Origin of the sequence: Catenuloplanes niger (assembly GCF_031458255.1) — a bacterium.
Lineage (GTDB): Bacteria > Actinomycetota > Actinomycetes > Mycobacteriales > Micromonosporaceae > Catenuloplanes > Catenuloplanes niger.
On record NZ_JAVDYC010000001.1, the window covers coordinates 422,841 to 436,300 of the forward strand.

At 73.5% G+C, this 13,460-nt stretch carries 12 protein-coding genes; 4 read left to right on the forward strand and 8 right to left on the reverse strand.

Annotated elements, in window-relative coordinates; genetic code table 11:
• Positions 1 to 42 precede the first annotated feature (42 nt).
• The 6 genes from J2S44_RS01840 to J2S44_RS01865 all read right to left on the reverse strand — a co-directional run bounded on the left by J2S44_RS01840 (position 43) and on the right by J2S44_RS01865 (position 5,749).
• Positions 43 to 837, reverse strand: coding sequence for an alpha/beta hydrolase (locus J2S44_RS01840; protein WP_310408375.1), 795 nt, complete (start codon positions 835 to 837; stop codon positions 43 to 45).
• Positions 834 to 1,652, reverse strand: a complete 819-nt coding sequence (locus J2S44_RS01845) for an alpha/beta fold hydrolase (protein ID WP_310408378.1) — start codon at positions 1,650 to 1,652, stop codon at positions 834 to 836. Before J2S44_RS01845 ends, J2S44_RS01840 begins: the two co-directional genes overlap by 4 nt.
• Before the next feature lie 2 nt (positions 1,653 to 1,654).
• Positions 1,655 to 2,476 carry an alpha/beta fold hydrolase gene (locus J2S44_RS01850; protein WP_310408381.1) on the reverse strand — a complete coding sequence of 274 codons (822 nt, stop codon included), beginning with the start codon at positions 2,474 to 2,476 and terminating at the stop codon, positions 1,655 to 1,657.
• 73 nt (positions 2,477 to 2,549) lie between these two features.
• A complete protein-coding gene (locus J2S44_RS01855) occupies positions 2,550 to 3,953 on the reverse strand; it encodes a helix-turn-helix domain-containing protein (protein ID WP_310408383.1) in 1,404 nt (467 codons plus the stop codon).
• 108 nt (positions 3,954 to 4,061) lie between these two features.
• A complete protein-coding gene (locus J2S44_RS01860) occupies positions 4,062 to 5,015 on the reverse strand; it encodes a helix-turn-helix domain-containing protein (protein WP_310408386.1) in 954 nt (317 codons plus the stop codon).
• A 20-nt stretch (positions 5,016 to 5,035) separates the two neighbouring features.
• On the reverse strand, positions 5,036 to 5,749 hold the full coding sequence (locus J2S44_RS01865; RefSeq protein WP_310408388.1) for a TetR/AcrR family transcriptional regulator: 714 nt from the start codon (positions 5,747 to 5,749) through the stop codon (positions 5,036 to 5,038).
• A gap of 87 nt (positions 5,750 to 5,836) precedes the next feature.
• Between J2S44_RS01865 and J2S44_RS01870 the strand changes: the two genes are divergently transcribed.
• Together J2S44_RS01870 and J2S44_RS01875 are read left to right on the forward strand one after the other, a co-directional pair.
• Positions 5,837 to 6,733, forward strand: coding sequence for an aldo/keto reductase (locus tag J2S44_RS01870; protein WP_310408390.1), 897 nt, complete (start codon positions 5,837 to 5,839; stop codon positions 6,731 to 6,733).
• A gap of 124 nt (positions 6,734 to 6,857) precedes the next feature.
• Positions 6,858 to 7,262, forward strand: coding sequence for a Dabb family protein (locus J2S44_RS01875; protein WP_310408393.1), 405 nt, complete (start codon positions 6,858 to 6,860; stop codon positions 7,260 to 7,262).
• 45 nt (positions 7,263 to 7,307) lie between these two features.
• On the opposite strand, the gene J2S44_RS01880 is transcribed toward J2S44_RS01875, so the two are convergent.
• Positions 7,308 to 8,678 (reverse strand): PepSY-associated TM helix domain-containing protein, encoded by a 1,371-nt coding sequence (locus tag J2S44_RS01880; RefSeq protein ID WP_310408395.1) that lies wholly within the window; start codon positions 8,676 to 8,678, stop codon positions 7,308 to 7,310.
• Between the two features lie 541 nt (positions 8,679 to 9,219).
• Here J2S44_RS01880 and J2S44_RS01885 point away from each other — a divergent pair.
• Complete coding sequence (locus tag J2S44_RS01885; protein WP_310408398.1) at positions 9,220 to 10,470, forward strand: cellulose-binding domain-containing protein; 1,251 nt, start codon at positions 9,220 to 9,222, stop codon at positions 10,468 to 10,470.
• On the opposite strand, the gene J2S44_RS01890 is transcribed toward J2S44_RS01885, so the two are convergent.
• A complete protein-coding gene (locus J2S44_RS01890; RefSeq protein ID WP_310408400.1) occupies positions 10,465 to 11,502 on the reverse strand; it encodes a LacI family DNA-binding transcriptional regulator in 1,038 nt (345 codons plus the stop codon). The two genes, J2S44_RS01885 and J2S44_RS01890, sit on opposite strands and share 6 nt — an antisense overlap.
• 139 nt (positions 11,503 to 11,641) lie before the next feature.
• Between J2S44_RS01890 and J2S44_RS01895 the strand changes: the two genes are divergently transcribed.
• Positions 11,642 to 13,456 carry a glycoside hydrolase family 127 protein gene (locus tag J2S44_RS01895; RefSeq protein WP_310408403.1) on the forward strand — a complete coding sequence of 605 codons (1,815 nt, stop codon included), beginning with the start codon at positions 11,642 to 11,644 and terminating at the stop codon, positions 13,454 to 13,456.
• The last annotated feature ends 4 nt before the right edge of the window (positions 13,457 to 13,460 follow it).

Here is a 13,460-nt window from a genome sequence, read left to right on the forward strand (position 1 = left end):
ACGGGCCGCGCGAGCGGTGCCCGCGCGGCCCGCTGCCGGGGCTCAGCGGGAGTGCCGCAGCGCCCAGTCGAGCGCGGTGTCCGCGATCTGCTCCCAGCCGGGCTCCGCGCACGTCCAGTGCGAGCGGCCGGGGAACTCGACGTAGTCGGTGACCGTGCCCTCGGCCCGGTAGTGGTGGGCGTTGGAGCGGTTCACCGACGGCGGCATGATGTGGTCGGCGCCGCCCGCGATGAACAGCAGCGGGGCGCGGTCCGGGTTGCGGAAGTCCACCCACGTCTCCTGCTTGCCGGGCTTGAAGTTCGCGATCAGGCCGTACGACCAGACCCAGCTGCCCGGCGCGGCGATCGCGTACCGGTCGTAGGCGGCCCGGGAGTCCTCTTCGGACAGTGTGTTGGTGAACGCGTACCGCCACTGCTCCGCGGTGAAGCCGGCGGCCTGGTGGCGCTTGGCCGGGTTGCTCAGGATCGGGAACAGCGACCGGATCTGGGACGGCGGCGTGACCCGGATGCCCTCCGGCGGCGCGGAGTTGATCACCACGCCGGCGGCGCCGTGACCGCGGTCCAGGAGCAGCTGCGTCAGCGTACCCCCGAAGGAATGGCCCATGATGATCGGCTTCTCGGGCAGCTCGGTGATCACTTTTTCGAGGTGGGCGACGGTCTCCGGCACGGTCAGCCCGGCGATCGGCGTCGGGTCGGCCCGCAGCGCCTCCACCTCCACCTCGAACCCGGGATAGGCCGGCGTGACGACGGTGTGGCCCTTGCTCTCGTAGTGCCGGACCCACCCCTCCCAGCTGCGCGGCGTCACCCAGAGCCCGTGAACCAGAACGATGGTGCTCATGCGGGGAACTCCTTCAGGAACGCGAGCAGGTCGGCGCCGAGCTGCTCCTTGTGGGTGTCGGTGATGCCGTGCGGCGCACCGGCGTAGACGATCAGTTCGGCGTCCTTGATCAGGGCGGCGGAGCGCTTGCCGCCGACGTCGAACGGCACCACCTGGTCCGCGTCACCGTGGATGACCAGCGTCGGCACGTCGAACCGTGCGAGGTCGTCGCGGAAGTCGGTGGCGGAGAACGCGGCGATGCACTCGTAGGCGTTGCGGTGCCCGGACGCCATCGACTGCAGCCAGAACGCGTCCCGCACGCCCTGCGACGCCGCGCCGCCGAAGAACGGCCCGGCCGCCAGGTCCCGGTAGGTCTGTGACCGGTCGGCCAGCGAACCGGCCCGGATGCCGTCGAACACCGTGATCGGCACGCCCTCCGGGTTGTCCGGCGTGCGCAGCATGAACGGCGGGACCGCGGACACCAGCACGGCCTGCGCGACCCGGCCGGTGCCGTGCCGCCCGATGTACCGCGCCACCTCGCCGCCGCCGGTGGAGAAGCCGACCAGCGTCGCGTCGCGCAGGTCCAGCGTGTCCAGCAGCGTGGCGAGGTCGTCCGCGTAGGTGTCCATCTCGTTGCCGTCCCACGACTGCGTGGAACGGCCGTGCCCGCGGCGGTCGTGCGCGATCACCCGGTACCCGTGCGAGGCCAGGAACAGCGCCTGCGCCTCCCAGCTGTCCGAGTTCAGCGGCCAGCCGTGCGACAGCACGACCGGGCGGCCGCTCCCCCAGTCCTTGTAGAAGATCTGCGCGCCGTCGGCGACGGAGACAACCGGCATGATCAGAAACCCTTCGCAACGGTACGTGCGGCGAGCGCGATCAGATCCGCGGTCGCCTTCGGCTGGGAGATCATGGCGACGTGCGACGCGCGGACCTCGACGACGCGGGCGCCGGCCCGGGCCGCCATGAACCGTTGCGCCGCGGCCGGGATGAGCTGGTCGTCGCGGGCCACCAGGTACCACGACGGGATGTCCCGCCAGGCGGGCGCGCCGGACGGCTCGCCGAGCGTGTGCGTGTCGCCGGGGCGCTGGGTCGCCCACATCAGGTCCGTGGTCGACCGCGGCAGATCGCCGGCGAAGACCTCACGGAACACCGCGGCCTTGACGTACCCGTCGTACCCGCCGGGGTGCTGCCGGAAGTCCAGCTGCGCCTCGCCGAGCTCGGTGCCGGGAAACAGCACCTGCAGGCCCTGCACGGTCTCGCCCGCGTCCGGCGCGAACGCCGCCACGTAGACCAGCGCCCGCACGTTCGCGTTGCCGGCCGCCGCGTTCGTCAGCACGAAGCCGCCGTACGAGTGTCCGGCCAGGACGATCGGGCCGGGCACGCTCGCCAGGAAGCTCGCGAGGTAGGCGGAGTCGGACGCGACGCCGCGCAACGGGTTCGGCGGTGCCAGCACCGGATAGCCGTCGCGGGTCAGCCGGCGGATCACCTCGGTCCAGCCGGACGCGTCCGCGAACGCGCCGTGGACCAGGACGACGGTGGGCTTCGTCGCCTTGCCGGAACCGCCCGCCGTGGCCGGACCGGCGGTCGCCGCGGTGAGGACGCCCGCGGCCACGACGGCCGCGGAGCCGGCCAGCACCGTACGCCGGGGTACTTCGCTCATGTGTTCCTCCGGATCAGTGATCAGGTTGTTGCCACATGCAATCAGCGGGCCGACCGGCGAACCATGCGGAACATTAGGCAGAATCCGGTGCGGCCGGCTCCGGGCCGGCGAACAGCCGGGCCGCGTCGTGCAGCCGGTAGCGGTCGGCGCCCACGGACCGCAGCAGTCCCAGGTCCAGCAGCTCCTCCAGCAGCGTTTCGGCCGTGACCGGGTCGCATCCGGCCGCGGCCGCGGCGTCCGCGGTGCGGACGAACGGCGTGGGCGCCCGGAGGAGGCCTCGGAGCACGGCCCGGGCGTCGGAGCCGAGCTCGGGGAACGCGGCCGGGGCACCGATGCCTGCTCCGGTCAGCGCGGCCGGTCCACGGTCCATGTCGGACAGTTCCGCGAGCAGGCGCGCCATCGGCCATGGTTCGCCCACACGGCGGCGGTGACCGGCGCCGGTCACCCGAGCGGCCGGATCGACGCCGGTCGCGTGCGGTGCCGGAGTGGTGCCGGTCGCATGCGGTGCCGGACCGGTGCCGGTCGTATGGGCCGCCGGACCGGTGCCGGTCGCACGAGCGGCCGGGCCGGTGCCGGTCGCATGGGCCACCGGGCCGGTGCGAACCGGGCCGGTGCCGGTCAGGCGGGCGGCGGCGAGGTGGAGGGCCTGCGGGAGGTGGCCGCAGAGCCGCGCCACCGCGTCGATCTGTTCCGGTGTGCCGGACTCGCCGCCGATCGCACGCCACAGCGCCGCCGACTCGCCGGGTGACAGCGGCGCGAGTGCGTAGCGGCGCACCGCCTCCAGGCCGGCGAGCGCCCGGCGGCTGGTGACCAGCACGCAGCCGGCGCCCGGCAGCAGCGCGCGGACCCGCGCCTCGCGGTCCGCGCCGTCCAGGACCAGCAGGCACCGGCGCCGGCCGAGGAGTTCCCGCAGTTGCCCGGCCCGCTCGTCGCCGGCCGCCGCGATCCGCCGGGCACCCACGCCCAGCGCGCGCAGCAGCACGGTTTCCGCCTCCGCACCGGCGCCGCCGCGCAGATCGGCGTAGAGCGCGCCGCCCGGGAACCGGTCCCGGTGCCGTTCGGCGAGGCGGAGCGCGAGCGCGGTCTTGCCCACGCCCGGCAGTCCGTGCAGCACCACGACCAGCGCCGGCCCGTCCGGACGCGACGCCGAGACCCACCCGCCGATCTCGGTCAGCGCGGCGCGCCGGCCGACGAACACGCCGGCACGCCTCGGCAGCTCACCCGCGCGTGGCCGGCCCGCCACCACGGTGCCCCGGGCGGAGCGCGCCAGCTCCGCGAGCGCGTCGGCGTCGGCTCCGTCCAGCCCGAGCGCCGCCGCGAGCGCCACGACGGTCCGGGGACGCGGCATCCGGCTGCGGCCGCGCTCGGTGTCACTGATCGCCCGCACGCTCACCCCCGACGCCCCGGCCAGCCCCTCGATCGTCAGACCGGCCCGTATCCGCAGCTCACGAAGCCGTTCCCCGAGTTCCTCCCGCACCGGACGACGCTATCGGCGCCGCACCGCGCCGGATCGGCCCTCGCCGCACGCCCGTCGGCCCACAGTGCACGATCCGCGGCCCGGCCGGCCGCGGATCACGCGGTGCCGTCAGCCGCGGTCGGTCTCGGACGACCGGCGGAGCCGGCTGGGGAGGACGCCGTAGCGGGCCTTGAAGCGGCGGGTGAAGTGGGTCGGGTCGCGGAAGCCCCAGCGGTGGGCGATCGCGGCCACCGGACGGTGTCGGTTCTCCGGGCGCAGCAGGTCCTGCCGGGCGTGCCGGAGCCGCTCACCGATGATCCACTGTTCGAGGCTCAGGTTCGCCTCCGCGCAGACCTGGTAGAGGTGCCGCAGCGACACGTGGTGCGCGGACGCGATCGCCGCCGGGCTCAGGTCGGGGTCGGCCAGGTGCGCCCGCGCGAACGCCAGCACCCGGGTCAGCAGCGTCTCCGCGAGCACCCGCCGGGTGTCCCGGCCCGGCGGGACCGCGGTCGCCAGCAGCGCCCGCACCAGCTCCACGCTCGCGGTCGCGACCGCGGCGTTCCCGGTCAGCCGCGCCGGATCGCGTGCCAGGTGCCCGACGTGGTCGATGAGCATCCGGTGGTACGGGCTCGACCGGATCTCCGGCACGGCCCGCCGCACCAGGTCGACCGGCAGCCCGAGCCGGTCGAACGGGACCTGGATCGCCCCGGCCGCGCCGTGCCCGGACCACGAATAGTCGTAGGCGGCCGACAGGTCCACCGCCAGCAGCTCCCCGGCCGGCACCACGGCCTGCCGCCCCGCCTGCGCGATCCGGCCGTCGGCCCGCAGCTGGACGGAGAGCGCGACCACCGGCATCGCGTCCTGCCGGGCCAGCCGGTCCGTGCGCAGCAGCCGGATCCCGGACGACCGGTGCGTGAAGACGTTCGCGTCGCCGAGGTCCCAGACCTCCATCCGCGCGTGCACCGGCCCGTCCGGCTCCTCGTGAATGACGTGGCAGGGCGCGGACGCGTACATCATCGCGGTCCGCACCGCCTCCGCCCGCTCCCCCGGTGGCAGATCCACGGTGTCCAGTACGTACGCCACCGGCCCAGTGTGCCCGACCGTCAGCCGGCGAGGCGGCCCAGCCAGTCGCGCAGCAGCGCGGTCTCGGTGGGCCGCAGCGTCTCCGGCGGCTCGGCGGCGAGGGCGGTGTCCAGCGCGACCGCGAGCGGGGCCAGTCCGGGCGACGCGGTGGCGGGCGCGCCGGTGAGGACCGCGCCGAGCAGGCTGTCCCGCATCCGCTCGGACAGGCCCGTGACGTCGGCAATCGGCGCGGCACCCGGGGCCGCCCCGTCCCCGCGCCCGCCGATCAGCGTGAGCGTGGCGCCGATGCCGCCGGCCAGGGCCAGGTCGGCCGCGACCGTGGTCGGCACGCGCAGTCGGCCGGTCGCGGCGACCCGTTCCATGTACCGCAGCAGCAGCTCGTAGGCCTGGTCGACGGCGGGTGGGCGGCGGCCGGGCCGGGGCGGGCCGAACATCAACAGGTAGAACGCGGGGTGCCGGAGGCCGAAGCTGACATGCATGTCCCAGCCGCGCCGCAGGTCGTCGACCGGGTCGTCGGTCGCGGTCAGGGTCCGTTTCTCGGCCAGGTACAGGTCGAAGACGTGCCGGGCCAGCGCCGTGAGCAGGCCGTCCATGTCACCGAACAGCTGGTAGAGCGAGGCCGCCCGGATCCCGGCCGCCGCGGCCACCGACCGGGTCGAGACCGCCTGCGCACCACCGCTCTCCAGGATCCCGGCCGTCACGTCGAGGATCCGTCGCCGCTTGTCGTCATCCACGGTTGCAATGCTACGGCATTCGGCGTAACACTGTTTCGAGCAGTGCTACGCATAATGGTGAGGCACTGATACACCGAGGAGAAGACAATGAATCGCATCGGGTACGGCGCCATGCGGCTCGCCGGGACGCACGTGTGGGGCCCACCGGACGACCCGGCGGCGGCGCGGCGCGTGCTGCGTCTCGCCGTCGAGGAGGGCGTCACGTTCTTCGACACCGCGAACGCCTACGGTCCGCGGACCGTCAACCAGCTGATCGGCGAGGCTCTGCGCCCGTTCCCGGACGGCGTGATCGTGGGCAACAAGGTCGGCGCCGGCCGCGGCCCGGGCCGCACCTGGACCACGATCCGGGACCTGGCCGAGATCCGGGCGCAGGTGCACGAGGCCCTGGCCGACCTGGGTACGGACGTGAGCGAGCTGACCTATCTGCGGCTCGGCGGCGACCTGGGCGCGGTGTCGGCGGAGGAGGACCTGGAGGAGCGGCTCGGCGTGCTCGCCGACCTGCGCGAGCGGGGCCTGATCCGCCGGATCGGCCTGTCCGGGGCATCCCCGGCGGACCTTGCCCGCGCGCAGCGGGTGACGCCGATCGCGGCCGTGCAGAACCGTTTCAACCTGCTCGACCGCAGCGGCGTCCAGGTGCTCGCCGACTGCGAGGCCCAGGGCATCCTCTTCGTGCCCTACTTCCCGCTGGCGGCCGGGCGGCTGACCGGCTACGCCGAGCTGGCCGCCCCCGCGGAGCGCCTCGGTGCGACGCCGGCCCAGATCGCGCTGGCCTGGTTGCTGCGCCGCAGCCCGGCCGTGGTCGCCATCCCCGGCACGACGGACCCGGACCACCTGCGCGCCAACGTGGCCGCGGGCCGGCTGGCCGGGGAACTGACCGACGGGGAGGTCGCCCGGCTGACCGCGCTCGCCGAGGAGTCCACGGCCGTCCTGCACCTGCCGGAACAGTCCAGTATCGACGCCGTCGCCGCGACCGTCGCGCATTGACACCCCGGTGCCGCGGCGGTTCGGTGGTGTCCTCCGACACCGGGCATCGACCTTGACGACCGCGGTGAGGCGCCGCAGAGTTAACGCAGTTAGATTTTCTAACGGCGTTAGAGACGAGGATCGGATGATCTACCACATCAATCGCGCCACCCTGAAGGCGACCGCGACGCCGGAGCAGATCGAGGCGGCGCTGGAGAGCTGGCGCGAGCAGGGCCGGTCGAACCCCGCGATCAAGTCCTTCATCGTGGGCCGCGACCTCGGCGGCGACTACTCGTACAGCGCGGTGTTCGTCGTCGAGGACCTCGACGGGCTGTACGCCTACCTGACGCACCCGACCACGTACCGGACCGACCAGCTGGGGCTGCACCTGGCCGAGCGGCTCGAGATCTTCGACGTCAGTGACGACGACGACCCGGAGCTGAACGCGAAGATCCAGGAGCTGCACCGGCGTCGCAACGAGGACAATCCGGAGATCCTCGCGATGCTCTCCGGCGTGCCCTCGTACACCGGCTCCGGCCTGGAGGACTGACCTCGACGCCGGCGGCACGTCAGCAGGTGCCGCCGGCGTCCCCGGTCAGGCCGCCCGGTGCCGCCGGACCGCGGCGAGCAGCACATCGGCCAGGAGGAAGGTCGCGAGGCCGAGGCCGAGCAGCGGCAGGAACCAGCCGACCGCGACCGTCACGACGGCGATCGGCGGCAGAGCCGGCCAGGGCAGCGCGCGAAGGCCGCCGGGCGGCAGGACCGGGCCGGGGCGCCACCGGTCCGCGCCGGTCGGGCGGCGCTGCCACCACATCCGGTAACCGAGGACGACCACGGCCACCAGACCGGCCGCGAGCAGGGCGAGCGCGACCTGATTGGGCAGGCCGAACAGCGTACCCATGTGGAGGTCGACGCCCCAGCGGGCCATCTTCGCCATGAACGGGTAGTCCGCGAACCGCACCACGTCGGTGACCGCGAGCGTGGCCGGGTCGACCGCGGCGGAGTCCACGCTGGTCGGGTAGGCCCGGTGCACCTCGGTGACGGTCCACGCCCGGCCCTCGCCGGCCGGCACGCCGATCTCCACCTGGTCGGAGTCCACCCGGGCGGCGCGGGCGGCGGCCAGGACCGCGTCGACCCGCGACACGTCGACCGTGCCGGGCGCCGGGGCGGCGTGACCGCCGTGCCCGGCGTGGTCACCGCCGGTGGACGGCGCGGCGGCCGGGTCGACCGCGGTGTTCAGCGCCGGCGTGGACCAGCCGAGCTGCGCGCGCAGCGTGGTCACGTTCGCGCCGGCGTACTGCGACCAGGTCAGCCCGGTCGCGGACAGCGCGAGGAAGCCCAGCAACAGCCAGACGCCGGTCACCGCGTGCCAGGAGCGGCTGCGGGCCCGGCCGCGCGCCCGGCGGTCGACCACGAGGACGCGGCGGCGGGCCCGGCCGAGCCAGAGCGCGAGGCCGCCGAGCGCGACCACCCACAACCAGGACGCGGCCAGCTCGCTGTAGAGCCGGCCGGCCTCGCCGAGGTGCAGCGACCGGTGCAGCTCGTCGATCCAGGACCGCACCGGCAGCGCGCCGGTGGTGCCGTAGACCGTGGCCTGGCCGCGCACGCTGCCGTCGGCCGGATCGACGAAGACCGCATGACGGTACGACTCGGGGAACGAGCCGTCGTCGAAGATCACCCGGGTGGTGCCGCCGGCCGGTGCCGGACGGACCGCCACGAAGCCCGGGACCTCGGTCACCGCCTGCGCGGCCGCGACCTGCCGGGCGAGCGGAACCGTGGCCGGCCCGCCGGTCAGCAGGTCCGCGTACATCACCTTCTCCAGCTGCGGGCTGAGCGCGTAGAGCCCACCGCTCAGCGCCGCCACCAGCAGAAACGGGCCGATCAGCACGCCGGCGTAGAAGTGCAGCCGGTGGATCAGCGGCCGCAGCGCCGCCCACCCTCCCCGCCGGGGCGGCGGCTCCGGCACCGACGGCGACGCGGACGACGGCGACGCGGTCTCGGTCTCGGTCTCGGTCTCGGTCTCGAGTGTCAGAACGTGCTCCTTCGGTCATGCGATTCGCATCGCGGGACGGGCAACCGCGATCGGGCGATCACGGACGGGCGGTCACGGACGGGTGCCCGGAACCTTCACCGGACCCGAGCGATCGAGGCGTCCCCGGACCGCCGAAACGACATGGAGATGCCTCGATCACCGGGGACATCCGGCGACGAAGCGTTCGCGGTTGATGTCGGATCGGGCCGGCGGATGGTTCCGGGCGAGTTCACGCATCCCGCGTGCCGGCCGGCGAGACGCACCGCCGGCTCCCGGACCGGATGCGACGCGGGCTCCGGCCGACGCGACACCGGGCACCGGGTCGCCGAAATTGATGACGCACGCCGAAAGCACGCGGCCGGCCGCGTGCTTTCGGCGTGCGTTCGTGGTGGGCGGACAGCGGGCACATTTGACATCGGCACACATCGATGCCTAGGGTCGCGAAAAGCTTTTCGGCGCACGAAGGGTGCGAATCATGAGAAGGATGCGAAGGCCGGCGCTGGTCGCGGCCGTGATCGCGCTGGCCACCGCGGCGACCGGGACGACGGTGGCGACCGCGCAGGCCGCGGCGACCGGGTGCCGGGTGGCCTACTCGGTGCCGAGTCAGTGGAACGGCGGGTTCAGCGGCACGGTCGCGGTGACGAACCTGGGCGACCCGGTCGACGGGTGGCGGCTGACGTTCTCGTTCCCGGGCGCCCAGCAGATCACCCAGTTGTGGAACGGGTCGTACACGCAATCGGGCAGCGCGGTCACGGTCACCAACGCGGCCTGGAACGGCGGGATCGCCACGAACGCGACCGCGTCGTTCGGCTTCAACGGCACGGTCACCGGCGCCAACCCGGCACCGGCCACGTTCGCGCTGAACGGCGTTGCCTGCACCGGCAGCGCGGCACCGACGACGCCGGGCCCGAACCCGACGACGCAGACCCCGGCCCCGCGCCCGACCACGCCGGGGCCGAGCACCCCGGGACCGAGCACGCCGGCGCCGAGCACCTGGAACCCGCCGGCCAACCTCAGCTCCGCACTGGACGCGGTCTGGCGGCATCAGGAGGAGACCTACGGCAACCTGTACGGGTTCCGCAACTACATCTGGGACCAGCTGATCGCGGCGCAGGGCAGCATCAACTACTGCGTGCGCTGGGACTCGTCCGCCCCCGTGTCCGCCGCGCTGCGCGACCAGATCGAGGTCAAGCTCGGCCAGCAGTTCAACAAGTGGATCGCGGCGATGGCCGGGTTCGACGGCTTCCCGTACACGTACGTGCCGGTCAACGTGGTCGGCTGGGCCGTCCGGGACCGCAACACGCTGCAGTGGACGGACAACTCGGTCGACATCTACGTGAACAACATCCGGGAGAACGCGCCGCAGTGCGCGGAGCCGTGCGGCCGCTTCTTCAACCAGAACGGCCAGTACCCCAACTGCCCCGGTGGGTACGCGCACCACTACGACATGTCGCTCTGGTTGACCGCCGGCATGGGCGGTGGCGCGGGCGGCGACTGGGGCCAGCGGATGGGCAGCGAGTACTTCGTGAACTCACTGAACCAGGAGAACCAGCACATCCTGCTGCACGAGATCGGGCACGGCCTCGGCCTGGACGACTTCTACGACTGGGACCCGGGCGTCGGCGGCTTCCTGATGAAGGCGGGCAGCGCCACGCAGATCACCGAGTTCGACCGGTGGATGGCGCGCGACTGGTGGCGTCACCTGAAGAGCCGGTACGGGCTATGACCGGCGTGCCACCCCGGTGGACTCGCGCACGATGAGCCGGGTCGGCATGCGCACCACCCCGGAGGACGGATTGCCGTCGAGCGCCGCGAACAGTGCCTTGACCGCGGCCGCACCCAGCTGCTCCAGGTTGAGGTCGACCGTGGTCAACGGCGGGCGGCACTCGGCGGCGATCACCTCCCAGTTGTCGTACCCGACGACGGCCACGTCGTCGGGTACGGCCCGGCCGAGGTCGCGCAGCGTCTCCGTGACGCCGTACGCGATCTGGTCGCTGCCGCAGAAGATCGCGTCCACGTCCGGGTACGCGGAGAGCAGCATCGACGCGGCATGCCGGCCCCATCGCTGCGACCACTGGCCGAAGAGCGGGTCCCCCACCGGCTCGAGCCCGGAGGCGGCCATCTCCGCGGCGAACGCCGACGCGCGATCACGAGCGGCCCGGTAGGCATGGTCACCGGTGATGTGCGCGATCCGGCGGCGGCCGAGCGAGACCAGGTGGCGGGCCGCGAGCCGGGCGCCACCGGCGTCGTCCGCGACCAGCGACACGTCGTCCGGGTCGTCGGACTCGCAGTAGACGTAGACGACCGGCACCGGGATGTCCCGGGTCAGCGACGGCCGGACCTCGTTGGCGTCGCCGAGGATGATGAACCCGTCGACCTGCCGGGCCAGCAGCGTGCGGATGTAGTGCCGGCGGCGGATCGCGTCGCCGCGCGCGTCGCAGAGCAGCACGCTCATCTGCTCGTCGCCGAGCGCGTTCTCCGCGCCGAGCAGCACCGGGATGGTGAACCGGGCCGCGGACAGCTCGTCGGTGAGCAGGCCGATCGTCCGCGTGTTGCCCGAGATGAGGCCGCGGGCCAGGATGTTCGGCGAGAACTTCAGCTCGTCCGCCGCGGCCTGCACGCGCTGCCGGGTGGCCGGGGCGACCTCACCGCGCGCGTTCAGCGCCTTGGAGGCGGTGGCGACGGAGACGCCGGCCAGCCGCGCCACGTCGGTCAGGGTGACGGCCTGCATCCGCTGCCTCGCCACGCGTACCCCCATGGTCGAAAAGCTTTCGGATCAGCATAGCCGCCGGGTCGATCCGGACGGTTTCGGCAATGGCGACGAAATAGACCGTTGACAGTGGAGTAACGACGGTGCCAGGATTCCGAAAAGGTTTTCGACAGCGTAGGGAGCCGGTGTGACTGCAGTCGAACGCGGGCCCGTCGTGCCGTCCTCGGGCGCGTTCCGGCCGGTGTCGCCGGAGGCGGTGCGGTTGCGCGACGGCGGGTTCTGGGCGGACCGGCGTGCGGTCAACACGTCCGGCGTCCTGCCGCACGCGCACGCCTGGCTGGACCGGATGGGCTGGATCCGCAACTTCCGGGAGCCCGAGCGGCACGTCGGCCGGGAGTTCACCGACTCGGAGATCTACAAGCTGCTCGAGGCCTACTGCTGGGACGACGCGGACCACCTCGCCGAGATCGACGAGCTCACCGCGCTGGTGGCCCGGGCCCAGGAGAGGGATGGCTACGTCGGTACGGCGCACGGCCGCCCCGGCCAGCCGGCCCGCTGGTCCGACCCGCACTTCGGGCACGAGCTGTACTGCCTCGGTCACCTGATCCAGGCCGGGGTGGCCGCCGCCCGTACCGGAAGATCCCCCGCTCTGGTCTCGGTCGCCCGCCGGGCGGCCGACCACGTGGCCGGCGCCGATCCCGCGATCTGCGGACATCCGGAGATCGAGACCGCGCTGGTCGAGCTGTACCGGGTGACCGGCGAGGCCCGTTACCTGGAGACCGCGGCCGCGTTCGTGAACCGGCGCGGGCACCGCACGCTGCCGGAGCACGAGTTCGGCTGGGCCTACTTCCTGGACGACACGCCGGTCCGGGAGGCGCACAGTCTGCGCGGGCACGCGGTCCGCGCGCTCTACCTGGCGGCCGGCGCGGTGGACGTGGCGGTGGAGACCGGCGACACGGAGCTGCTGGCGGCCGTCGTCCGGCAGTTCGACCACACGCTCGCGCGGCGCACCTACCTGACCGGCGGCATGGGGTCGCGGCACCAGGACGAGTCGTTCGGCGACGACTTCGTGCTGCCGCCGGACCGGGCCTACTCGGAGACCTGCGCGGGCGTCGCCACGGTGATGCTGGCGCACCGGCTGCTGCTGGCCACCGGCGACATGCGCTACGGCGACATCGTCGAGCGGGTGCTCTACAACGTGGTCGCCACCGCGATCGCGGACGACGGGCGCGCGTTCTTCTACGCGCACACGCTGCACCAGCGCACGCCGACCGAGTTCGTGCCGGCGGACCGCGCGCAGCTGCGCTTCGGTGGCGGGCCGCGCGCGCCGTTCTTCGAGGTCTCCTGCTGCCTGCCGAACGTGGCCCGGCTGCTCGCCAGCCTGCCCGGCTACCTGGTCACGTCCACCGCGGAGGGCGTGCAGCTGCACCAGTACGCGGACATGGACGTGCGGGCCGGCGGGCTGGAGCTGGACGTGCGCACCCGATACCCGGACCACGGCGACATCGTGATCACGGTGCGCCGCGCCGACCAGGGCGAGCGCGTGCTGAGCCTGCGCGTGCCGGGCTGGGCCGAGGGCGCCACGCTGGACGGGCGGCCGGTGGAGGCCGGGACCGCGGTCCGGATCCGGCGTGACTTCGCGGCCGGCGACACCGTCGTGCTGCGGTTGCCGCTCACGCCGCGCTGGACCTGGCCGGACCCGCGGATCGACGCGGTGCGCGGGTGCGTGGCGGTCGAGGCCGGGCCGCTGGTCATGTGCGTGGAGTCGCTCGACGCGCAGGAGAACCTGGATCACCTCATGGTCGACACGGCGGTGGCCCCGGAGGCCACCGCCGTGAAGGGCCGGTTCGCGCAGTCCACCGGCGCGCGCTGGCCGTACCACCGCACCGGCACCGATTCCGCGATCGGATCCCCCACCGTCGTGCCGCTCGTGCCGTACCACCGCTGGGCCCGTCGTGGTCCCGCCACGATGCGCGTCTGGCTGCCCGTCCTCACTCCCTGACCCC